Annotated in this window: 18 protein-coding genes; 8 read left to right on the top strand and 10 right to left on the bottom strand. The window is 38.1% G+C overall.

Annotated features, from left to right (window positions below):
• A partial coding sequence (locus tag D1094_RS05665; protein WP_118959132.1) for a retention module-containing protein occupies positions 1-2,984 on the bottom strand: 2,984 nt, incomplete at its 3' end.
• Positions 2,985-3,282: 298 nt separating this feature from the next.
• On the opposite strand from D1094_RS05665, the gene D1094_RS05670 reads away from it, so the two are divergent.
• Complete coding sequence (locus tag D1094_RS05670) at positions 3,283-3,855, top strand: YSC84-related protein (protein ID WP_118959133.1); 573 nt, start codon at positions 3,283-3,285, stop codon at positions 3,853-3,855.
• A 28-nt stretch (positions 3,856-3,883) separates the two neighbouring features.
• Here the strand turns inward: D1094_RS05670 and D1094_RS05675 are convergent, their stop codons facing one another.
• Both D1094_RS05675 and argR read right to left on the bottom strand, forming a co-directional pair.
• Positions 3,884-5,461, bottom strand: coding sequence for an FGGY-family carbohydrate kinase (locus D1094_RS05675; protein WP_118959134.1), 1,578 nt, complete (start codon positions 5,459-5,461; stop codon positions 3,884-3,886).
• 80 nt (positions 5,462-5,541) lie between these two features.
• Complete coding sequence (gene argR, locus D1094_RS05680) at positions 5,542-6,024, bottom strand: transcriptional regulator ArgR (RefSeq protein ID WP_118959135.1); 483 nt, start codon at positions 6,022-6,024, stop codon at positions 5,542-5,544.
• 167 nt (positions 6,025-6,191) lie between these two features.
• Here argR and D1094_RS05685 point away from each other — a divergent pair, with 167 nt between their 5' ends.
• The gene (locus tag D1094_RS05685) at positions 6,192-8,375 is read left to right on the top strand and encodes a S46 family peptidase (RefSeq protein ID WP_118959136.1); all 2,184 of its coding nucleotides are present in this window, start codon (positions 6,192-6,194) and stop codon (positions 8,373-8,375) included.
• 94 nt (positions 8,376-8,469) lie between these two features.
• On the opposite strand, the gene D1094_RS05690 is transcribed toward D1094_RS05685, so the two are convergent.
• The 3 genes from D1094_RS05690 to D1094_RS05700 form a co-directional block, all read right to left on the bottom strand.
• Positions 8,470-10,275, bottom strand: a complete 1,806-nt coding sequence (locus D1094_RS05690) for a thiamine pyrophosphate-dependent enzyme (RefSeq protein WP_259337833.1) — start codon at positions 10,273-10,275, stop codon at positions 8,470-8,472.
• 259 nt (positions 10,276-10,534) lie between these two features.
• Entirely contained in the window at positions 10,535-10,876 is a 342-nt protein-coding gene (locus tag D1094_RS05695) for a hypothetical protein (protein ID WP_118959137.1), read from the bottom strand.
• 117 nt (positions 10,877-10,993) lie between these two features.
• Positions 10,994-12,187: an acyl-CoA dehydrogenase gene (locus tag D1094_RS05700; protein WP_118959138.1), complete on the bottom strand. Its 1,194-nt coding sequence runs from the start codon at positions 12,185-12,187 to the stop codon at positions 10,994-10,996.
• Between the two features lie 426 nt (positions 12,188-12,613).
• Here D1094_RS05700 and D1094_RS05705 point away from each other — a divergent pair, with 426 nt between their 5' ends.
• The 6 genes from D1094_RS05705 (at position 12,614) to D1094_RS05730 (ending at position 18,189) form a co-directional block, all read left to right on the top strand.
• Complete coding sequence (locus D1094_RS05705; RefSeq protein ID WP_118959139.1) at positions 12,614-13,507, top strand: MipA/OmpV family protein; 894 nt, start codon at positions 12,614-12,616, stop codon at positions 13,505-13,507.
• Positions 13,497-13,973 (top strand): DUF3019 domain-containing protein, encoded by a 477-nt coding sequence (locus D1094_RS05710; RefSeq protein ID WP_118959140.1) that lies wholly within the window; start codon positions 13,497-13,499, stop codon positions 13,971-13,973. Before D1094_RS05705 ends, D1094_RS05710 begins: the two co-directional genes overlap by 11 nt.
• A 48-nt stretch (positions 13,974-14,021) precedes the next feature.
• Positions 14,022-14,741, top strand: a complete 720-nt coding sequence (locus D1094_RS05715) for a response regulator transcription factor (RefSeq protein ID WP_118959141.1) — start codon at positions 14,022-14,024, stop codon at positions 14,739-14,741.
• Positions 14,742-14,758: 17 nt separating this feature from the next.
• Entirely contained in the window at positions 14,759-16,069 is a 1,311-nt protein-coding gene (locus D1094_RS05720; protein WP_118959142.1) for an ATP-binding protein, read from the top strand.
• Between the two features lie 54 nt (positions 16,070-16,123).
• Positions 16,124-17,002, top strand: a complete 879-nt coding sequence (locus D1094_RS05725; RefSeq protein WP_118959143.1) for an NTP transferase domain-containing protein — start codon at positions 16,124-16,126, stop codon at positions 17,000-17,002.
• A 104-nt stretch (positions 17,003-17,106) separates the two neighbouring features.
• Positions 17,107-18,189 (top strand): phosphotransferase enzyme family protein, encoded by a 1,083-nt coding sequence (locus D1094_RS05730; RefSeq protein ID WP_118959144.1) that lies wholly within the window; start codon positions 17,107-17,109, stop codon positions 18,187-18,189.
• A 53-nt stretch (positions 18,190-18,242) separates the two neighbouring features.
• Here the strand turns inward: D1094_RS05730 and D1094_RS05735 are convergent, their stop codons facing one another.
• From D1094_RS05735 to D1094_RS05750, 4 genes are all read right to left on the bottom strand, one after another.
• Positions 18,243-19,283 carry a 6-phosphofructokinase gene (locus tag D1094_RS05735; protein WP_118959145.1) on the bottom strand — a complete coding sequence of 347 codons (1,041 nt, stop codon included), beginning with the start codon at positions 19,281-19,283 and terminating at the stop codon, positions 18,243-18,245.
• 47 nt (positions 19,284-19,330) lie between these two features.
• Positions 19,331-21,475, bottom strand: a complete 2,145-nt coding sequence (feoB, locus tag D1094_RS05740; protein ID WP_118959146.1) for a ferrous iron transport protein B — start codon at positions 21,473-21,475, stop codon at positions 19,331-19,333.
• Positions 21,476-21,519: 44 nt separating this feature from the next.
• Positions 21,520-21,741: a FeoA family protein gene (locus D1094_RS05745; RefSeq protein WP_118959147.1), complete on the bottom strand. Its 222-nt coding sequence runs from the start codon at positions 21,739-21,741 to the stop codon at positions 21,520-21,522.
• A 151-nt stretch (positions 21,742-21,892) separates the two neighbouring features.
• Complete coding sequence (locus D1094_RS05750) at positions 21,893-23,251, bottom strand: FAD-binding oxidoreductase (RefSeq protein WP_118959148.1); 1,359 nt, start codon at positions 23,249-23,251, stop codon at positions 21,893-21,895.
• Positions 23,252-23,380: the final 129 nt, after the last annotated feature.

The following is a 23,380-nucleotide window of genomic DNA, read 5'->3' on the forward strand; positions in this document are numbered from 1 at the left end:
TTGACGTGCGCTAAGATACCCGCCGCGGTAATGGTAATAACACCATTGTTATCAATGTGATAATAACCATCGGCCGAGGTTTGGCTGCCATTACTGAACGTGTATGTGGTCACATCAGCATTATTCGCTAACGTTCCCACCACGGCATCGGCCACTTGGTTTTCTTCATAACTAAAGCTTTGATCAGCAACACTTGGCGCCGTGTCATCCACATCCGTTTCACTTAAGGTCACGGTAATTGTCGTTTCATTACCCGCGGCATCTGAGGCAATAATGTCATAGTCACCGCTGTTCGCGCCCACCTCAAAATCATTGACGTGCGCTAAGATACCCGCCGCGGTAATGGTAATAACACCATTGTTATCAATGTGATAATAACCATCGGCCGACGTAGTGCTGCCATTGCTGAAAGTATACGTTGCCACATCAGGATTATTCGCTAGCGTCCCGACAACCGCATCGGCCACTTGGTTTTCTTCATAACTAAAGCTTTGATCGGCTATACTTGGTGGTGTTATATCACCATTATCATTCACATTTAATGTAACCGTTGCTGTATCTGTACCGCCATTCCCATCACTAATGGTATACGTAAAAGTCACTAAACCAGTGAAATTTGCTTCTGGGATATACGTTACGACACCGTTAACGAGTGTCACGGTACCATTTAATGGTTGAGTGACTGCCGTAACCGTTAACGTATCGCCATCAAGATCACTATCATTAGTAAGAACATCGATAACGGTCGCGCCATCATTTTTATTGATAGAAACGTTATCATCAACAGCAATAGGGTTATCATTTTGAGGATCGACCGTTAAGGTAACTGTCGCTGTATCAGTACCACCGTTGCCATCACTGATGGTGTAGGTAAAGGTGACAACGCCGTTGAAGTTAGGCTCTGGAATATAGGTAACTACTCCGTTTACAAGTGCCACTGTACCATTTGTCGGCTGTGTTACCGCCGTCACAGTTAAAGAATCGCCCTCAAGGTCGGTGTCGTTGCTTAACACATCAATAATAATCGCACTGCTATCTTCATCAAGTGATACATTGTCATCTACTGCAACAGGTCCATCGTTTACACCATTTACCGTGACGGTAATTTCGTGAGTTTGACCATCAACAGTGCTCACAATAAAGGTTTCAGTAAAGCTTTCGCCAACTCCTAATTCTTGAACAGCAGCAAGTGTATTATCTATGTTGTAGAGCCAATTACCCTCAGCATCGATAGTTAAAACGCCTAGCGTATTGCTACTAGTAACCGACGCAGGATCAAACGCAGCAGTATCACTGGTATCTACATCAGTAACGGTTAAATGACCTGAGGTCGTTAATTGATTATTTACATTCACCGCGGTGTCTTCAGTCACTGAACCAACATCGGTATCGCCTGCTTCAAGGCTTACAACGGATACATCATCAACACCATTTACCGTGACGGTAATTTCGTGAGTTTGACCATCAATCGTGCGTACAATGAAAGTTTCAGTAAAGCTTTCACCCTCATCAAGCGACTGCACTGCCTCTAGAGTATTATCTATGTTGTAGAGCCAATTACCCTCAGCATCGATGGTTAAAACACCTAGCGTATCTTCACTGGTAACCGACGCAGGATCAAACGCAGCAGTATCACTGGTATCTACATCAGTAACGGTTAAATGACCTGAGGTCGTTAATTGATTATTTACATTCACCGCGGTGTCTTCAGTCACTGAACCAACATCGGTATCGCCTGCTTCAAGGCTAACAACAGAGACATCATCAACACCATTTACCGTGACGGTAATTTCGTGAGTTTGACCATCAATCGTGCGTACAATGAAAGTTTCAGTAAAGCTTTCACCCTCATCAAGCGACTGGACTGCCTCTAGAGTATTATCTATGTTGTAGAGCCAATTACCCTCAGCATCGATGGTTAAAACGCCTAGCGTATTGCTACTAGTAACCGACTCGGGATCAAACGCAGCAGTATCACTGGTATCTACATCGGTAACCGTTAAATGGCCTGAGGTCGTTAATTGATTATCTTCATTGACAGCAACATCTTCTGTTACCGCGCCAACATCAGTATCGTCCCCTACAAGGCTGACGATCGATATATCTTCGCTGCCTTGAATCTCTATATTAACGGTATGTTCTGTACCATCAACTGAAGTAACAACAACTGATTCAAATAAACTTTCACCTACATCTAAAGATTGAATAACTGATAATTCATTATTTAATTGAAATTGCCAGTTACCGTCTTCATCAATAGTGAAAACTCCGTATTGAGTTTCTATAGAGTTTACAATAAATTGCGCTTCATCTTCATTAGTATCAATTACATCTAAGCTACCATTAACGACAGTTAATGAATCTTCAATTGCTATGACTTGATCTTCACCGGAAATTATCGCTGGTCTAGGGGCATTTTCATCATCAGCTGGGGGAGTACTTTGAATTGAGCCTTCGCTGTAACTGGTATCAAAACCAGCCGTTACTTCAACTTCTTCGATAGTTGCATCTATTTTAGGTGAAGTAGAAGAGCCTTGATTACCCGCTTCACCTGCGGCAGCTGCTTCAAATTCTTCGACAGAGGTTGGATCAACCCCATTTGCAATAAGCTCTTGTAAGTTATTTATCTCATCTTGGTTTGTAACCGTAGGATCTACGCCATTTAAAATTAACTGTTGTAATTGCTCAACATTTTGCTGTTCTATAGCTAGGACATCACCTGAAATCACTTGAGTTTTAGCAATAGCATTAGCGTTTTCATCCAAAGAAATGCAGGCTATACATGAAGGTTCAATAGCAACAGAATTAGCATGACCATCAAATTGAACAAATACCCTTGCATCATTAGGTGTTAAAATTACATCTCCTGGGCTGACTTTATCCCCAGTTTTTAACGCTCTTTTTTGACCATCAGCATTAATGATTACTACGTTACCAACAACAGAAATAACGTTACCAACTTCAACCAGCTTAACTTCTTGCATACAACTTTTTCCAAGCTTAATAAAAACAGACGGTTTGTTACAAACACGTAAATATAATTGTAGCAATTTTAAGCTAAAAATTAAACAAATTTCAGTTAAATAGCGCCAAAACTATGGTAAACAGCCTCTTAAAAGCAAAATAATGTCTTAACCTTATAAAGACTATAAATGTTAACAAACTGTATACCTTATACCTAAATTCATAAAAATGATTGATTGTATTGGGTAAATTAGCATTATTGCTCTATAGTGCTAGACCATAGAATACTGATTAACTTAAATTAATAATGAGAAGCCAATGAAAAACTTAAACCTTACCCTAGTATTAATACTGATTATTAATCTTTTAAACTTTCGTATTGCTGTTGCTGACGAAGTAACATCAACTATTTCTACTTTTAAAAAATCTGAACAGTTAGCTCCTTTTTTTAAGAATGCTTATGGCTATGCTGTATTTCCAACAATAGGTAAAGGTGGTGTAGGCTTTGGTGGTGCTTATGGTAAAGGCTCTGTATTCAAACAAGGTAAAAAAACTGGCACCACAACAATGACTCAATTAACCTTTGGTTTCCAACTTGGAGGGCAAGCATTTAGTGAAATCATTTTCTTCGAGGATAAGGCGACTTATTACGCCTTTACCAAAGGCAACTTTGAATTTAGCGCGCAAGCATCTGCCGTTGCTATTACTTTAGGTGCTAACGCTAAAGCAAGTACCACAGGCGCTTCAGCCGGCACTTCAACTGACAGTGAAACCCAACAGAAAGGAGTATACCAAAAAGGTATGGCAACATTTACTTATGCTAAAGGTGGTTTAATGTATGAAGCAGCGTTAGGTGGACAAAAATTCAGCTTTACTCCGATAGAAAAATAATATTATCGCATGCAGTAGGCATTGACGCCTACTGCGGATAGCCTGTTATTTCTTTAATGTTTTGATAAATAGGTTTTAATTGTCGATACATTTTTTTATACACTTTTGAATACAACTGATCGTAAAGTTGCACATTGTCTTGTTGTGGAATAAAACTCGCCTCTGTTCGTGTCATCGCCTGAACAGCATCACTATAGTTTCCATATACTCCCATGCCAACTGCGGTATTAATAGCTGCACCTAATCCTGAAGTTTCATAGGTGTGAGGCCTATAAGTAGGTAAATTAAATATATCTGCTGTTAATTGCAAAACAGCATCAGATTGAGAACCTCCTCCTGAGACAATAAGTTGGGTAACCTTACACCCTTGCTTTTTCTGCAAACTTTCTTTACCTTCACGCAACGCATACGCTAGACCTTCAAGAATAGCTCGATACACGTGTGCTCTAGTATGTACATCACCAAACCCTAAAATAGCGCCTTTCGCTTCAAGATTCTTTAAACCAGGCGACCAATAAGGTTGCAACATAAGACCCATAGACCCCGGTGGTACGGTTGCAACCAGTTCATCAAATAAACTTTCAGGGCTAACTCCTAACGCTTTAGCTTGTTGAGTTTCTAATAAACCAAACTCTTCTTTAAACCAGTTAATCATCCAGAAACCCCGATATATCATTACTTCACTGTTGTAGTGATTAGGAATTGCTGAAGGGTAAGGAGGAATAAAACGTAAAGGTTCAATATAGCGGGAGTTATTGGTATTTATGGTCGCGGTAGTGCCATAACTTAAACTTGCTGTATTAGGTGAGATGCACCCTGAACCCAATACTTCGCAGGCTTTATCAGAAGCACTAGCAATTAGCGTTAACCCAACAGGTAAACCCGTAAACTGTGCAGCTTGCTCGGTAATTTTACCTAGTTGCTCTCCTGGCTTCACCAAATTAGGTAGCATTGCCGGTGTGACTTTTAATGCTTTCCATTTCCAATCGAATTTACTAGCCCAACACTGCTTTTTATAATTAAATGGTAAATACCCGACGATACTGGCAACTGAGTCATTAAAATTGTTCGTCAGCTGGTAAGTTAAATACCCTGACAACAACAGAAATTTATCTGTTTTTTGCCAAACATCAGGTTGGTGTTGCGCGATCCAATTTGCTTGTGCTTTGCGTCTAAAGTACTCAATAACGCTTGATTGCCCTATGCAAGTGAAAGCAATACGCCAATACCAAGGCATTTTCTTTGGTTTATCTGCTAAACGCTGATCAAGCCAGAGCATGGCCGGTCTAAGTGGCTTACCATTTTTATCTAAATTAATCACGCTTCCGCGCTGTGTAGTTAGGGTGGCCGCGATGATTTTGGTTTTTAAATTATGTAATAGAACATACTCTTGTTGCCATAGCTCTTGACAGCACTGAGCGAGCATTTGCCAAAAATAGTCAGCATTTTGCTCTGCCCAACCGGGTTGATTTGAGAAATAAGGCGTGAGTGTGATTTGACTTTTAGCAACTAAATTACCTGATAAATCAAATAAAAGCGCTCTTATACTTTGTGTACCATTATCAATAGCTAAAATGAGCTTTTCAGGGATTTTATCTTGATTCATTATTAAATAATAACCGAGTTGACATAAAACCTGAGATAAAAATAAAAGAGGCCTGAATTAACAGAGTTCACTTAAAATGATTACTCACTAACCTTAACGCCTAATAACTGTCGAATAGAAAGCGTTATTTGTTCAATATTATGTACATTGTCTGGGGCGATAAATATTGTATCGTCACCTGCTAATGTTCCTAGAATACCTGCTGATTCTCCCATGCTATCTAACATGCGAGAAATTAATGGTGCTCCACCTATACCTGTTTTTACTATAATCTGCATATTATTATGCTTTACGCTAGTTACCACAGATTCTATTGATTGCTTCGATTTAGGCACTGCCAATTCATCAGGCAAAATATAAATCATTTCATTATTAGCGTTACGTGTTTTGACGGCACCGAGCTTTGACAATAAGCGAGATATCTTAGCTTGTGACATATTCACAAAACCTTGTTCAGCAAGGGCGTCAGCTAATTGACCTTGAGAGCCATAACATTGTTCTTTGAGTAGTTTTTTAAAAGCTTGAACTAGGTTAGATTCAATTTGTTTACGGCTACTATTCATCCAGCGACTTCACATAATTATTCATAAAAACTGTATTCTACACTATTTGTTACCAATTAGGACAGTGTGGTTTGTTGACTAACTTGACTGTTTTCACTTCCTCGCGCAAAATCCATGCTGCAAAAAAGATTAACAATATAATAACATTCACTGTTGAGATATTTCCTATGAGAAAATTAACAAAACTACTTATGCTACCTGTGCTAGCATTTGCTAGTCATACAGCAATAGCTGATGAAGGGATGTGGCAACCACATCAATTACCGACTATTGCAAAGCAATTAACTAAAGCGGGATTAAAGCTAAACCCTAATGATTTAACTGACTTAACAGGTTTCCCAATGGGTGCCATTGTCAGTTTAGGTGGTTGTACCGCCTCTTTTGTTTCTGATCAAGGCTTAGTTGCTACTAATCATCACTGTGTTTACGGTTCAATTCAATACAACTCAACAGAAGATAACAATTTGCTAAAGAATGGTTTTTTAGCAAAGTCTCTTGATGAAGAAGTGCCTGCAACACCTGGTAGTCGTATCTATGTTACCGAAGAAATTACTGAAGTGACTAAACTAGTTAAATCAGGCTTAAGTAACAATATGACAGGTAGCCAACGTTATAAGGCTATTGACGAGAATTCTAAAAAGCTTGTTGCTGAGTGTGAAAATGATGATCGCTACCGTTGTAGCGTTGTTAATTTCCACGGTGGATTAGAATATTACCTATTCAAACAACTAACTATTCGTGATGTTCGATTAGTTCATGCTCCAGCAAGTAGCATTGGTAAATACGGCGGCGATATCGATAACTGGATGTGGCCACGTCACACTGGCGATTATGGTTTTTACCGTGCGTACGTGGGTAAAGATGGACAACCAGCTGACTTTAGCAAAGACAATGTTCCATACAAGCCAAAGCACCACTTAAAAGTGAATAAGAGCAGTGTTGATAATGGCGATTATATTATGGTGCTAGGTTATCCTGGCCGTACTAACCGTTACCGTACAGCTTATGAAGTTGAGAACACATTCACTTGGACTTACCCGCAAGCAAAAGCGTACCGTGAAGAAATTATTAATTTAATTCACACACACTCTGAAGAAGGCAGCGAAGCACGTCTTAAGTATGAAAGCACTTTAGCTGGCCTTGCTAACTATGCTAAAAACTATGGCTCTATGATCCACAGTTTCAATACAGGTACTTTCTTTGCACGTAAACAAGCACTTGAAAGTAACTTATCTCAGTGGGTAAACAGTAACGCTAAACGTAAAGCACAATATGGCGAAGCGTTATCAGGCTTAGACAAGTTATTAAAAATGGACGATGCACAACAAGCTCGTGATTTAATCACAGGTTATATGCGTTATAGTAAAATGCTTACCACAGCTAACCGTTTACATCGCTTAGCCGTAGAAAAGCAAAAGCCAAACTTAGAACGTGAGCGCGGTTATCAAGAACGTGACATAGCACGCTTTGAACAAGGCATGAAAGCGGTTGATCGTCGTTACGATAAAAAAATTGATACTGAAATTTTAGTAGCAATGCTAACGCATTACGTGGCATTACCTAAATCAGATCGTATCACTGCCTTTGACAAGTTCTTTGGTTTAAGCAAAACAACCACTAAAAACTTTAATGAAAAAGCATTACGTAAAACGCTGGCTAAAATGTACAAGAAAACCACGCTTAATTCTCAAGAGCAACGGTTAGCTTGGATGAACAAGTCAGTGAGTGATTTTGAAAAAAGTAAAGACCCTTTCATTAAACTAGCCGTTGCAAGTTTTAAAGAACGCAAAGCGATTGAAGATAAGTCAAAAGAGTTAGCGGGTAACATTAATGCTTACCGTCCTAAATACATGGCTGCATTAATAGCTTACTTTAACGATAAAAACTTACCTGTATATGCTGATGCAAATAGTACCTTACGTATCACATACGGTAATGTTAAAGGTTATTCACCTCAAGACGGTTTAGTGGCTACACCTTACACAACCCTTGAAGGTATTGTCGCTAAAGATACTGGTGTTGCACCTTTTGATGCCCCTAAGAAACAATTAGACCTTATCAAGAATAAGTTCTACGGTGGTTACGAAAAAGAAGCAATTGGCTCAGTACCTGTTAACTACTTAGGTACCTTGGACATTACCGGTGGTAACTCTGGCTCTCCAACACTAAATGACAAAGCTGAATTTGTTGGTTTAGTGTTTGATGGTGTATATGAAAGCATCATTGGTGACTGGGATTACGATACTAAATTAAACCGTTCAATACACGTTGACGTTCGTTATATGCTTTGGGTTATGGAGCATGTAGACGGTGCAACCAACTTAATTGAAGAAATGGATATTGTTGAATAAAGCGCTTAAATATAACAAGGCTATTCAATAACGAATTAAATGTTAAATGCCGTTCACATTATGTGAACGGCATTTTTTTATCTATTTAACACGCCTAAGGCATAGTCAACGCTTGCCACTGACTCATCGCTGCAGGGTCACCATTTTGAGATTTTATATATAAATTAAGTAATTGTAGTTCATTGCTTTGTCTTTCTTCTATTGGTTTAGCTAGCACTTCAATTAAATTAATACCTGCTGTATTTTCAGTCTCGATAAAAGCCTTTTTAAAATCAGCCACGCTTTGGCATGTTTGACTATTACCTTGATAGGCAGACACTAAATGATGAACATTAAACTGCTCATCATTACAGTGATATATTTTACCGTCGCCACTTTTGCCTAAATGAAAAATATTATTGCGCATATAAATAATAGTGACATCGGTTTGATCTTTTAAGAAGTGAATAAGTTCGTTCGATTGAAAATGAAAACCACCGTCACCTATAATTACCACTGCTCGCTCTTTAGCCTGTTGTGATTTAATACGTTGCGCGACAACTCGTGCATAAGGTAATGCAGTCCCCATGGCACCATACCAAGGATTCGTTATCCACGAACGTCCAAGCATTGACTGTTTAACTGTTAAACTATAACTCGCAAAGTAGGAATTCCCCACCTCAGGTAAATAAACATGAACTTTATTACTTTGCTGTTGCAGTTCATTTAAGGTATTGGCTAAATTATTGAAATCAATGTCTTGTAATTCGGCTTCTAACAATGCACTTTGCTCATTAGCTTTTTGCTCCGTTTTAGTAGCAAGGGCTTGAATATCAAAACGAGGAATATCACTATCAAGTAAATAGTTAACTATTTCTATCAGATCTTTCTCAAGTAATGAGCCACCTTTGAGTAAGGTTTTATTGCTAAACCTTTCAATAACATGAGTACCTGTAGCAAAAGCAATATTACTGTCTTGTGCAAAGATGCTGGTAGCAATATCAATTACATAATCAACATCATTTTCTATGTAGTCTTTACCTGAGGTTTGGGTGAATACACCGTTATATGCACCTAAACTTAATGGCGCATACTCGTCAAACAACCCTTTTGCAAACCAGGTTGTTGCATAAGGAATATTAAATTTGTTGGCAAAATCAATAAGTAAACTTTTCAGCTCGGTATTGTGTTTTAACCTGTCACCAATATAAAGCATTGGTTTCTTTGACTGCTGTAATTTTTCAACAATTGATTGCACCACTAACTTAGTACCGCCCAGTACATTGCCACCACAACAAATATGGTCAACAGAGTCTGGCAACTGTAACGGTTGGGTTTTAGCAAACACTTGATCTCTTGGTACCTCGATAAATACAGGCTGTTTACTTTTATACGCTTCAACAACTATTTGATAAAAACGTTGACCGGCAATATTTGGGTGCCCTTCAAGGCGCTGACCTTGTAGCCTTTCTACGCGCATACCTAAAGCAGAAAATGCTTCTAGCGCATTATCATATTCGGCTTTCCATGAAGCGTTAGGGTGGATAGTATGGTGAATAGCCAATTGATTGACTTCACTTTCAGCTGGTGCGCCTGAAATAAACACAACAGGCAAACTTTCAGTTACGGCTAATGCGGCGGCACTAGTGCAAGGTAAGCTGCCTACCATATAGGTAGTTAGGCAAAAACCCATGCCATCTAACTCAGCTTGTGCACATGCTGAAAAGCCAGCATGCATTTCATTACTCGATGGGCAAATATCTATTTCATCACCTAATGCTGAAATAAGGTTTGCAGCAAAATCACCTCCTACACCATAGATATGTTTACCGCCAAAGAATTGAATAACTTCACGCATGACTTCACCTAAGGTGGGTAATTGTTCGCTGTAGGTTTTCCCGAAATTTGTTTCGTAGGACATTTTGTCACCTGAGTATTGATAATAAATAAATCAATACTCTAAAAGAGAAAAAAGTTTACGCGCTGATCGAGATCATAGTTTACCTAAACCACAACAAACCAATGAACACTTAGATGTTCACGGTTTTTTACACTGACTGTAAAGTTTACTTTTGATCGGTTGGCGTAGTAGAAGTTTAGGAGAGCGTTGAAAAAATTTGGCAATAAAAAGGCATGAAAAATCATGCCTTATCTATTTTTCTCGGTAGCGTAACGTAGAACTAATTAGCCATTAGCAACAGTAACTTTTCTTCGACTTTAGTGCAGTATTTTAGTGCGTGGATATTAGGCTTTAATCCCTCTTGATCAGCTTGTCTTCGTTGCTTATTTGCCGCTATATTAATAATAGTCAGTACGTTTTGTTCACCAGATAACTGGCTGATAATTTTCTTATATATATCAGCACCTCCGGTATTATAAAAATCGGTACCTGATCGCTTATGCGCTACATAGCAACTAGCAATTTCACTGGATAATTCATCTTCAGAAACCGCATGAGCATTTGAAAATATATACACACTTAAAGTCGTTATTAATAGCAAACAGCTTATCACTTTAACCATCTTTATTCCTTTAATTCAAATGCAAAAATCCCTAATCAGTTAAAAATATTACTCAATTAACATTGTTTAACTACTGCGCACAGTATAGACATGCCTGAATAAAATGAAACTATTCCCTTAAAAAAATGCCTGAATGCCTGTTTGCGCTCTACCTAAAATAAGCGCATGGACATCGTGCGTACCTTCATACGTATTAACGGCTTCTAAATTCATTACATGACGTATAATATGAAACTCATCGCTCACACCATTACCACCGTGCATATCACGTGCTTGCCTCGCGATATCAAGCGCTTTACCACAAGAATTGCGTTTTATTAATGATATTGCTTCTGGAGCAAGATTGTTTTGATCCATTAGTCGCCCTACCTGCAAACAAGCCATTAAACCTGTTGTAATTTCAGTTTGCATATCAGCCAATTTCTTTTGAATTAACTGTGTTGCAGCTAAAGGTTTGCCAAACTGCTCCCTGTCTAAGGTGTATTGTCTTGCGCCATGCCAGCAAAACTCTGCTGCGCCTAATGCGCCCCATGCAATACCATAACGAGCCTTGTTTAAACAACCAAAAGGCCCTGATAACCCTTTCGCTTTTGGTAGCATATTTTCTTTAGGTACAAAGACATTGTCCATGACAATCTCTCCGGTTATTGAGGCACGCAACGAAAATTTACCTTCAATTTTTGGTGCTGATAAACCTATCATGCCCTTTTCAAGAATAAAGCCTCGAATAACCCCCTCTAACTTCGCCCATACAATAAAGATATTGGCAACGGGTGAATTAGTGATCCACATTTTACTACCAGTAATTTGAAAGCCGCCCGAAACCTCGACTGCTTTTGTCGCCATGCTCGCTGGATCAGAACCTGAATTAGGCTCTGTTAAACCGAAACAGCCTATGTATTCACCAGAAGCAAGTTTGGGTAGGTATTTTAATTTTTGCGCTTCACTACCATAAGCATGAATGGGGTGCATCACTAAAGACGATTGAACACTCATGGCGCTACGATAACCGCTATCAACTCGCTCAACTTCTCGCGCGATTAAGCCATAAGTCACATAATTAACACCAGCGCAGCCATATTTTTCTTCAATCGTAGCCCCTAGCAAACCTAATTCACCAAATTCCTTCATGATATTCACATCGAATTCTTCATTGCGATTGGCAAGTAAAATACGTGGCATCAACTTATCTTGGCAATATTGATGTGCGCTATCACGGACAATGCGTTCTTCTTCACTGAGCAAAGAATCGAGCAGTAATGGATCTTGCCAATTAAAACGAGGTTTTGATGATTGTGATTGAGTCGCCATGTTCTTCTCTATTATGCGCAATAAAAATTTAGCTGAAATAGTAATTGAAAGCGTGCACAAGTCAATTTAAAGCACAATGAGACATGCGCTAGAACAATAAAACAATGTCATTATATTGTCTGACAAAGCAAAACAGTTTAGCGATATTTACATTACTGTTTCACACAAGCTTACTTTGCATGCTATGCAAAAAACATCGACTAATAAATCTCAACACGAAATAAGCAAGATGACTCAGTAAGCTATTTTCGCGCTGTCATACATTGCTTTTTGTGCCAATAAAAAGTATTGACTTAGCCGTTAACGTTATCTTTTAAAAATCAACAGCCATCATCATTTACACTTTTTAAACAAATAAGCATCAATGGGCAAAGTCAGTGTCAGTTACATTATGGTAACATGTCGGCAAATTATCATTAATTAATCATGACTATGCCTAGTAAACAATGCTTATCAACCGCTTTATCGCTCTTTTTTGCTGCCTGTTTACTTAGTATTTCTTTACCAAGTTTTGCCGATAACGAAACTTCGCCAGAGCAAACAGAGAAATCCGGCGCATTCGAATGGCAAATAGTATTGGATTTAGCGTTGGTTTATGACCCTAAAATTATAACGGGAATTGAACAAGAAAAACCATGGCACTATATGAAACCAGGGCTGTTAGTCGACTTATCGTATAAAGGTTTTTTTCTGCAAAGCAACCAGCGTCGCACTAACTTAGCATTAGGCGGTATTGAGTTTGGTTACCACATTCAAGAGAAAGAAGATTGGCAGCTTGATATTCTAATCAAAAGTTATATGGAAGGCTTTGATTCGGAATCTTTAATTGAGTATGGCAGTGGCGATGATGCCCTAAAAGGGCTAAGTAAGCGTGACAGTATCGTTGGCGTTGCTTTAAGGTATTCATATTATACCGATGATGCATTATTAACACTCGATATTGCTTCAGCTCAAGCAGGTGATGATGAAAATGGTAATCATGTCCAAGGCTTTATTTTTGATAGTTTTTATAGCTACTTAATTCAGCATCGTAACTGGGATATTTATGTGGGCGGAGGCTTTACATATTATTCGCAAAATATAATGGATTACTACATTGGTGTTAGCTCTATAGAGGCCAATGAGAACAGAACAGAATTCACCGCTGACGAAGGTTACAGAACACAATTAGAGCTATATGCGCAACACCCTATTTCTGAAAGTTGGTCTTTTAATACTGGAGTAACACATAGCTATTTTTCATCGAATGTAAAAGATAGTCCGCTCGTCGACACAAACCAAGTTACTCAGGTCATGGTTGGGGTGCTCTATGTGTTCTAATCTAGGCAAAGGAGTTGTCTTGTTTTGGTTTTTATTTGTGAGTGTACCGAGTAATAGTAAAGCCTTAATTGAAAAGCAAAGCAAAAGCATGCCTTTAGCTGAAGCTTTAGTTAACGTGAGTGAAACTCCCCTCAAACAAATTGAAGAAACACCTATTAGTTTTAAAGCTCAACCTGAACAATGTGTAACATTACGACAAGGAAGAAAATGTTTTGCCAGCGTAACACTTGAGTGGCAAGCCGAAACAGAACAAAGCTTGTGTTTACACGAATATGGTCATCAAAAAGAAATTGCCTGTTGGCAAGGTAATAAAAACGCCAAAGTTGAGTTTGAATTTGAGTCTAATGAGACTGTCGTTTATCAACTGATAAGCAACGAAAACCAAGAAATTATGGCGCAAACACAAATCAAGGTAAGTTGGCTACATAAAAAAAGCTCTCGCAAAAAGCGCTGGCGACTATTCTAAGAAAACAGTGCACCGAGCACATTAATTAGCATGTATTAAGGAAATTCTATGCACCATATTTTACTTGTTGAAGATGATATGAGTTTAGCCAACTGGGTAAGTGAATACTTAACGGAACAAGGCTTTACAGTAACCCACAAAGCACGTGGCGATGAGGTACTCGATGTTATTCTTAACACACCGATAGACTTAGTATTACTCGATGTTATGTTACCTGGTTTAAATGGCATTGAAGTATGTCGTGCCATAAGACAACACAAATCATTGCCTATAATTATGTTAACCGCGCGGGCTGACGAGTTTGATGAAGTCATAGGGCTTGAAGCAGGTGCTGATGATTATGTTATTAAGCCCGTACGTCCTCGTGCTTTACTCGCGAGAATTAATCGCCAATTAACAAATAAACAGCTCAATACCCCCCCAGATAACAAATTAACTTTTGGTGAACTAGTTATCAACCAAGAAGCCAAACGAGTCACTTATCAAGGTGAAGAAATTGAACTATCAACCAGTCTATTTTCTTTTTTAACCTTTTTGGCTGAACATGCAGGTACCGTTGTAGACAGAGACTCTGTTTTTAAAGCGCTTAAGAAAAGAGAATATGACGGGCAAGATCGTCGTTTCGATGTAATGCTTTCAACCCTAAGAAAAGTCTTTAACGATGATCCTCAAAAACCGCAAAAGTTTAAAACGGTATGGGGAAAAGGTTATTTATTTGTCAGTGACGCTTGGCAAGAAAATTCAACTACTCCCAAGTCTGAAACTTAACAGAGTCAATAAGCTTTATGCGCACGCTTTACCTTAGTATTATTTTTACTGTATTAGGCTCTCTCTTTATTATTGGCCTAGGGCTAGATAAATTAGCTGAGAAAGTTGAACAAGCTCAAGTTTCTCATCAAAAAAACTACACCACTGACGTATACCAACAACTTATCAATGGCTTAAGTAAAGAATTAAACCAATTTCCCGTGCACCGTTTACCTGAAAAGTTGCATAACTTTCATCAGCTCTATCAGTTTAATGTATCACTAATCTCACGAGAAAATATAGCCTTACCCGTTAGCTTGCATCAAAAGCTGGAACAAGAAAGTAGCTTATACCTTGCAACAGATGATGCACAGTATTTACTGAAAACATTAGCCTCTCATCCGCAATTATTATTGCAATTAGATATACCTGACGAACCTGAAATAGACAGTTCATTCAACTTTGTGCTCACTGTAATTTTGTACCTCAGCATATGCTGTATATTGATTATTTGGTTGTTCCCTCTTACTAGGCGCCTTTATTTATTAAACCAAACCGCGGCTAAGATTGGTGCGGGTCAACTTGATGCCAGAATAAAGCCCAGTACTATTTCCTATATCAAAATGTTTGAGAATAGCTTCAATGATATGGCTAACAAAATAGAGAAGTTAGTCGCAGACAATAAACTCCTAGCAAGAGGGTTATCACATGATATTCGCACACCTATTGCCTGTTTACGCTTTGGTTTAGAAGCCGCTATTGATACGCCAACTATTGAAAAAAAGAATGAATATCTCAATAGAATGGAACACGAACTAACCCGCATGGAAGACATGACCAGCGCATTTTTAGATTTTGCTTCAATGGAAAGGCAGGCATTACATCTTAAACAAAGTAAAGTCTCTGTTTTTGAATTACTCTCATCAGTTAAAAATGATTGCCAACCGCTCGCTATCAAAGAAAATATCACTATTAATTTACATGTTAATCATCAGGAGAATACTAAGCAAATTCTTGATTATCACTGGTGTTATAGGGCTCTGACAAACTTATTAACCAATGCAATAAGTTATGCAAATAGTACCGTTGAAATAACGTTAAAGAAGCAAGCCAAGCAACTCATTATAACCATTGAAGATGATGGAAAAGGCATTGATGAGGATAAGTTAGATATTATTTTCACACCCTTTGTAAAATTAGATACTGATATCCCTCGAGAACAAGGCCATTTTGGTTTGGGTTTGGCAATTTGTGCCAAGGTTATGCATTGGCATAAGGGCAGCATTTATGCGAGTCGAAGCGACAAACTAACTGGTGCTTGTTTTACCCTTAAATTTCCAAGCAATTAACGGTGTATAATTGGCGGTATACTATAAGAATACGTTGAGTAAAGTTACGCTTAAATGAAAACATTAGTGATATTAGCCGCTGGTTTAGGTTCTCGATTTGGTGGCGACAAGCAGCTAACAGAATTTGGCCCACAAAGTAAAACCCTGATGGAATACAACATAATTCATGCTGTAGAGGCTGGGTTTGAACGATGCTTATTTGTTATTCGTCCAGCGTTACAATCTTTCTTTGATAAGCAAATAGTTCCCCGACTACCCAAATCACTCACTGTCGATTTCGTTCATCAAACAACCCATGATCTACCTTTAAATTGCTCAATAGCAGAGACTCGACAGAAACCATTAGGCACTGCCCATGCGCTATGGTGTTGTCGCAAAAAATTAACGGGTAATTTCGCCGTAATAAATGCTGACGATTACTATGGCGCTGATTGCTTTAATCAACTCATTTTACATTATCAACATACAACTAATAACTATTTAATGGTTGCTTATCAACTTGAACAAACACTCTCTCAATTTGGCGGTGTTAACCGAGGTATATGCAAACTGTCCGATCACAACACGTTACTTTCGATTGAAGAAGGTAAAAATATTATTGAACACAATCATAAAATAACTGCAATATTTTCAGATCACACCAGAGAATTAACAGATAATAATTTAGTTTCGATGAATTGCTGGTTGTTCACTTCAGATATTTTCTCAGCCATTGAACAAGTACTTTGTTCGTTATTATCAAACGACGCCGTGGATAAACTCAATCAGTCGGCTGAATGTTACTTACCCGACGTTGTTATGTCACAAATCAATACAGTGCAAAAACAAGTTAAGGTGGTAACAACCTCAGCAAAATGGTTTGGCTTAACATTTAGGGAAGACACTGACCTTGTAGAAGAAAAAATAACTGCTCTTTTTTCTAAAAAAATGTAGAATAGCGGCCTAATTTGCAGGTTGTTATTAAACAACAAACAATCATTTCTCACGATTTTCCCGCAAAATCAGTTTGAGCAGTATCATTAAGCATAAATAGTTATATGGATGATAAAAATAAACCTTACAGCAGGGATATCCAGCTGTTATTAAGCCAATTTGAGCAAGACTTCAGCACAGCCTCAATTGCTCCCTTAGGAAACGGCCATATTAATGATACATTCAAACTAACGACAACAACGAATCACTTTGTTATTCAGCGTGTTAATCATACGGTATTTCCTGATCCTGTCGCGGTATGTAATAACACACAACATATTAATCAACACCTGAATAAGCAAAAACTTATCGGCAATTACCCATACTGCGTGCCACAGCAATTACAAACAAAACGTGGTGAAAGTGCGGTAAAAATTGGTGATAACTATTGGCGTATTATGGAGTTTATTGAAAATTCCTACACCTTAGAATCGGTAACTTCTGCTAAACAAGCGGCATTAGTTGCTCAGGCTTTTGCTCAGTTTAGCCATGCATTAAGTGAATTTCCCGCAAGAAATTTATCGGTAATCATTAAAGATTTCCATAACATATCTTCACGCATGGAACAGTTAAAACAAGCCACTTCAAAAGATGAGCATAATCGCTTAATGCACTGCCAAGTAGTGGTCGACTTTTGCTTTTCACAGCAATCATTCATTGACCATGTAATGACCTTATGTCAAAAACTACCTATTCATGTCACGCATAATGACACTAAAATAAACAACCTACTTTTTTCTTCTTCAAGTCATCAGCCCTGCGCCGTTATTGATTTAGACACTTGTATGCCTGGTCTACTCATGCATGACTTTGGTGATATGGTACGTACCTGTTGTAGTAATTTAGCTGAAGATGATACTGATATTCATAATATGGTTTTGAATTTAAGTATTTTTGAAGCGTTAATTGTAAACTATCAAGAAACGTTTGCAGATAATATTACTGCATTAGAAAAACAAAGCCTCATTGTGGGTGCTAGACTGTTACCTTTTATTATTGGTACGCGTTTTTTAACTGATTATTTAAATGGTGATACATACTTTCAAACAGCTCATACAAATCACAACCTGGATAGAGCTAAAAATCAATTTCAATTATATAAATTAATCACTGAAGCAGAAGACAATTTACAACAGTTTATACAATAGGTTTTATCAAAAGAACTTGTAAGTATTGATATTTACTAACCGCTTGAAGATAGTTAACAGTGTGTTTGCGCGCTTAGCGCTAAAATATTTTGCTGAGCATCCACTAACTGACTACTCACATGTTTACCTTCTGAAATAGCACTGGTTAACAATACATGGCTCATAGCACCTTGCTGCTCAGCTATCATTATACCTGTTTCACCAGCAATCACTGCCTGTACTGCACAAACACCCATTTTAGTGGCTAATATCCTATCTTTTGCAACAGGTGAGCCTCCGCGTTGAATATGCCCTAACACACAGGCTGTACATTCGATGCCAGCAAACGTTTGTAGTTGTTCAACAAGCTTTGTCGCACCACCTGACCACAAGTTTTCTGCCATCACTATGATATAACTACCATGTCGATTTTGTTGCGCTTGCTGTATTTCTTCGGCCAGTTGCTTTAACTTACTTGCTTCATTTTCCTGAGAAAAATTTTCAAATGAGAGAACCTGCTCTGCTGCGCACGCAATACCGACATTAAAGGTAATGTGCCCGCTATGCCTACCCATTAATTCTACAATAAAAACACGTTCAAAGGCGTCAGCGGTATCTCTGATCTTATCAATAGCTTCAATACCCGTGTTGACTGCTGTAGAAAAACCAATGGTAAAATCTGTATTTGCTAAATCATTGTCGATAGTGCCCGGCACACCAATAACTTGTCCTTGCCATAATTGTTGAAGAGCTAGCAAGCCTGTAAAAGAGCCATCTCCACCAATAACGATAAGTGCATCAATTGCCTGTTCTGTTAAGGTGTTTGCAGCTTGTTCTAAGCCTGACCTTTCTAGCATCATTGGGCAACGTGCACTTTTTAAAATCGTCCCACCTTGGTGAATAATACTGTTTACATCATTCAAGGTAAGTGTCTTGCTTTGGGATATATACTCTTCTAGTACTAAACCATTGTACCCATGAACGAAACCTATCACATCGATATGATAATGGTGCGCAGCCAAAACTACAGAACGAATGGCCGCATTCATGCCGGGTGCATCACCGCCACTGGTTAACAACCCTATTCGTTTTACTTGCTTTGTTGCTGATGTCATCTAAAACCCCGTCCTAATTTATAGTCGTGCTTAGGTAATTAATTATGTTAAGAGTAATTAACTGCAACAGGAATAGTAAGAATTTTTTTACCTTGTTTTTTAAGCCACATATAAATACCGACAAAGACGAGTATAGCGATAGTAATAGTCGCCATTGATGTCGTTGGAGACGTAGAAAAGCTGCCTAGTTGATAACAAATAGTGGCAACGAGATAGGCAAGAGTAAAACTCCAAATACCTGCGAATGCAGCCCAGCGACTTCCAACTTCATTTTTAATAGCCCCCATTGCTGCGACGCATGGTGTATAGAGAAGAATAAAAAGTAAGTAACAAAAAGCGCCAAGTTTACCTGCAAACGCCGCCTGCATAACATGGTAAGTACTTAGTTCAACATCTTGTTCAAGTGCTGCAATAGATAAGTCACTGACTTCACCAACCGATATCCCCAATGGATCTTCTGGTTCAATACCTAATAAGTTCAGCTTAATGCTTTCAATAGCCTCATGCCAACTATCACTAAAAGTTAGCTCATCTTCATCATCAGAATTTACCGGTGAATATAAGCTATTAAAAGTGGCAACAAGTACTTCTTTCGCAAATATACCGGTAATAATGCCAACACCTGCTTGCCAGTTCTCTTCTTTCACCCCCATAGGAGCCAGCGCTGGCATCACAACTTTAGCACTAGCACTTAAAATAGATTGCTCGCTATCTTGATGGCCAAATTCACCGTCTGTCCCTATTGAGTTTAAGAAATTCAAAAGACAAACCACAATAACAATCGTTTTACCTGCGCCAGTAACAAATCCTGAAGTTCTCTGCCAAACTCGTTTACTAATATCAGACAGTTTAGGTAATTCATACTGAGGTAATTCCATTATATTCAACGAACTATTACCACTTAGAACCGTCGCTTTAAGCAGAAAACCAGTAAATAATGCTGCAGCTATACCAATTAAATACAGTAAAAAAACTAAATTTTGCCCGTTATCAGGAAAAAAAGCGGCAGCAAATAAAGCATATACCGGAAGCCTTGCACCACAAGACATAAAGGGCGACATCATAACCGTAGTAATACGTTCTCGTTCGCTGTCTAATACTCTAGCTGACATCACTGCAGGTACGGTGCAACCAAAGCCAACAATTAACGGAACAAAAGCTTTACCCGGCAAACCGATTTTTTGCATAACAGTATCAACAACAAAAGCCGCTCGCGCTAAATAGCCAGAACTTTCCAATAAGGATAAACCAATGAATAAACAGGCGATGACTGGTACAAAGGTCGCAACCGTTTGCAGCCCAGCACCGAGTCCTTCAAAAATTGTAGCTAGCCATGCAGGTAAGTTTAGTGGGCTTAATAACTCACTAGGATAAGAAACAAAAATAAAGCCACTTAAAATATCAAAAAAATCAATAAATGCGCCACCAACATTAATGGCAAACATAAAGAGTAAATACATCATCATCAAAAAAACAGGTACACCAGTGATGGGATGCAAAATAAAGTTATCTAGTTTATCGGTGATTGTTGACGTTTTTGCAGAGCCTAGGTGGGCTCTTGATAAAACATCGGCAACGTAATCATGACGTGCTTGAATATGACTAACCGATGATCTAGATGTTGAATTAGCAGCGTCATTATTTAATTGTTCAGAGGTTTTATTTACTTTAGCTAATTGTAATAACTGCTTAGATAATATGGACTTGTCGACTTTATTTTTAGCACTCATTGCCACAACAGGGCAACCTAATTCATTTGCAAGTAATTCAATATCTACTGGAATATCATCTTCAATATCCACTTTATTCAACACTACAAGTGTAGGTATACCTAACTCTAATAATTGACTAGTTAGATATAACTGACGGCTAAGTTGGTTAACATCGATAACATTAATCAATACATCTATTTCAGCGTTCTCGATAAACTGTTGAGAAATTGTTAAATCTTGGCCTTGCTCGCCATGTTTATTCAATGAGCTTATGCCAGGTAGGTCAGATAAAAAGGCGTTTTCATCATTTAATATAATAGGAGATTTTTTTGCCGCAACGGTCACACCAGACCAGTTACCTACCTTTTGATGATTCTTTTTTTGCGATTGTTTATCACTTGATTGTAACAATGCATTAAACAGCGTACTTTTACCTGAATTGGCAAAGCCAACTAAGGCAAAGTGTTTATTAGTGCTCATTTATAGCTCACTTGAGAGAAGAAAACAGAACGAAACCTATATGATTAAGCATCAACCATAATTTGTTTGGCCACTGCACGTGCAAGGCTAATTTTGGTATTGTGTAAACGAAAGGCAATAGGACCATTAAAGGGCGCTTTATGAGCTAAAGAAATTTCGGTTCTAACAGCAAAGCCTTGTTCAAGTAGCTGAGCAGCTAATTGCTTATTTTCTGGTAAAGCCAGTATTTTTGCTCGTTTATTTTTAGGTAAATCAATTAATGTCATGCATTACCTCAGCACAAAAAGAATAGTTAATGATAATTACTTTCGTTTAGATTATACCATCTTGTTGTTAAAGCCCATAGCTAAACTAAGCTAAGTTATTTGATTTTGATCAACCGATAGTCTCACTGTTGGTAAAGTTACATAAATAACTTCAAAAATAGCTATCCTTTACTTTACCGTAATGAAAATAACTCCATTGCCCTACTCTTCTCAAAGGTGCAAGCGGAAACTTAGGTAAAGGGGTTTGATAAAGAGGTAATTGAGGTACAGGTTTTTCTGCTACTTTTTCAGCTAAGCGCTTACCTGCTTGGGTTGAAAAAGACACCCCACTACCGCAGTAGCCCATCGCATAAAATACTTGCTGATTTTCATCTTGATATATATGTGGAATATCATCTAATGACATGCATATCCAACCAGACCATGCATAATCAAACTTTAACCTACTAAGTGAAGGAAAGCTTGTTTTTAACACTGAAAGTAATCGGTTAGCGTAATAGGGATCATCGGCTTTTTCTCCTGTAATAGCTCCTCTACCACCAAATAGAATACGATTATCAGGTAATTTTCGGTAATAATACTTTAACGCTCGCGTATCCATAACAACATTGGAAGTAATAAAATTGCATTGTGCTATTTGCTCATCACTTAATGGCTCAGTAACAATAATTTGAGATAATACCGGCAAGCTTCTTTTTTCAATTAGTGGATGAAAGCCTTTTGGCGTATAACCGTTTGTCGCTATCACAACTTTTTTTGCTTTTACATTCCCTTTTGGGGTGTGTAATATTTGCTTATTATTACTTGTAGACCATGACTGTACAGGCGACGAAGTATGAATCGTAACACCGGCCTTAAGCGCTATATCTTGATAACCCAAAGCTAGCTTCAAAGGATTTAACCCAAAACCATCATGGTATCGGATGGCTCCGTATGCATTTTTGTCATCCATATAACGTTGGCGAACATCCTGCTCACTAAGTACTTCAACTTGGTAGTTAAACATTTGCTGTTGAAGTTTTGCTTGTTTAATTAATGTATTCATCATTTTAGGCTTGTGAGCAACCTTAATAAAACCCGTTTCTTGTTGCTGACAATCAATACCTTGAGCAATCAGAGTATTAACAGTTTCGACTCCTTGACACATTTCTTGATAAATACCGTACATGACTTCTTTGCCCCACTCTTTAAGCATACTAGAGTAGGGTTTTCTTCCTGAAGATTTTAAAATAAAACCAGCATTTCGTCCGCTACATCCCCAAGCTGTTTGATTTGCTTCTAAAACATGCGCTTTTATTCCATGGTGCTGTGCAAGGTGAATAGCGCATGATAGCCCTGTATAACCAGCTCCAACAATTGCTACATCAACATCGATATCTGCATTAAGTATCGATGTTTTTTCATTCTGATCAGACCTTTTATTGGTTTTAGAGAAGTGAGAATCTGCCCAGTAACTTTTAGGATAAGGCTCTCCACAACCTGGTGAATGGTGAAGTAATGGGTCATACATAAACAAACCTTTAAGTTATTGGTACTTTGATTAATTATCTAAAAAAAATTTATAAAAATCTAAATAAAACTACTACAATTAATACAGTTATGTTACTTATGAAAATAAAAAAAGATGCAAAAATGATAA

Origin of the sequence: Colwellia sp. RSH04, from assembly GCF_003545765.1 — a bacterium.
Lineage (GTDB): Bacteria > Pseudomonadota > Gammaproteobacteria > Enterobacterales > Alteromonadaceae > Colwellia.

Bases quoted from the DNA above. Each gene is read 5' to 3' on its own strand.
- D1094_RS05710 (WP_118959140.1), top strand. From the start codon at position 13,497: ATGTGTTCTAATCTAGGCAAAGGAGTTGTCTTGTTTTGGTTTTTATTT.
- D1094_RS05735 (WP_118959145.1), bottom strand. From the start codon at position 19,283: ATGACATCAGCAACAAAGCAAGTAAAACGAATAGGGTTGTTAACCAGT.
- D1094_RS05750 (WP_118959148.1), bottom strand. From the start codon at position 23,251: ATGTATGACCCATTACTTCACCATTCACCAGGTTGTGGAGAGCCTTAT.
- D1094_RS05725 (WP_118959143.1), top strand. From the start codon at position 16,124: ATGAAAACATTAGTGATATTAGCCGCTGGTTTAGGTTCTCGATTTGGT.
- D1094_RS05695 (WP_118959137.1), bottom strand. From the start codon at position 10,876: ATGGTTAAAGTGATAAGCTGTTTGCTATTAATAACGACTTTAAGTGTG.
- D1094_RS05730 (WP_118959144.1), top strand. From the start codon at position 17,107: ATGGATGATAAAAATAAACCTTACAGCAGGGATATCCAGCTGTTATTA.
- D1094_RS05705 (WP_118959139.1), top strand. From the start codon at position 12,614: ATGACTATGCCTAGTAAACAATGCTTATCAACCGCTTTATCGCTCTTT.
- D1094_RS05690 (WP_259337833.1), bottom strand. From the start codon at position 10,275: ATGTCCTACGAAACAAATTTCGGGAAAACCTACAGCGAACAATTACCC.
- D1094_RS05685 (WP_118959136.1), top strand. From the start codon at position 6,192: ATGAGAAAATTAACAAAACTACTTATGCTACCTGTGCTAGCATTTGCT.
- D1094_RS05675 (WP_118959134.1), bottom strand. From the start codon at position 5,461: ATGAATCAAGATAAAATCCCTGAAAAGCTCATTTTAGCTATTGATAAT.
- D1094_RS05700 (WP_118959138.1), bottom strand. From the start codon at position 12,187: ATGGCGACTCAATCACAATCATCAAAACCTCGTTTTAATTGGCAAGAT.
- D1094_RS05670 (WP_118959133.1), top strand. From the start codon at position 3,283: ATGAAAAACTTAAACCTTACCCTAGTATTAATACTGATTATTAATCTT.
- argR (WP_118959135.1), bottom strand. From the start codon at position 6,024: ATGAATAGTAGCCGTAAACAAATTGAATCTAACCTAGTTCAAGCTTTT.
- D1094_RS05720 (WP_118959142.1), top strand. From the start codon at position 14,759: ATGCGCACGCTTTACCTTAGTATTATTTTTACTGTATTAGGCTCTCTC.
- feoB (WP_118959146.1), bottom strand. From the start codon at position 21,475: ATGAGCACTAATAAACACTTTGCCTTAGTTGGCTTTGCCAATTCAGGT.
- D1094_RS05745 (WP_118959147.1), bottom strand. From the start codon at position 21,741: ATGACATTAATTGATTTACCTAAAAATAAACGAGCAAAAATACTGGCT.
- D1094_RS05715 (WP_118959141.1), top strand. From the start codon at position 14,022: ATGCACCATATTTTACTTGTTGAAGATGATATGAGTTTAGCCAACTGG.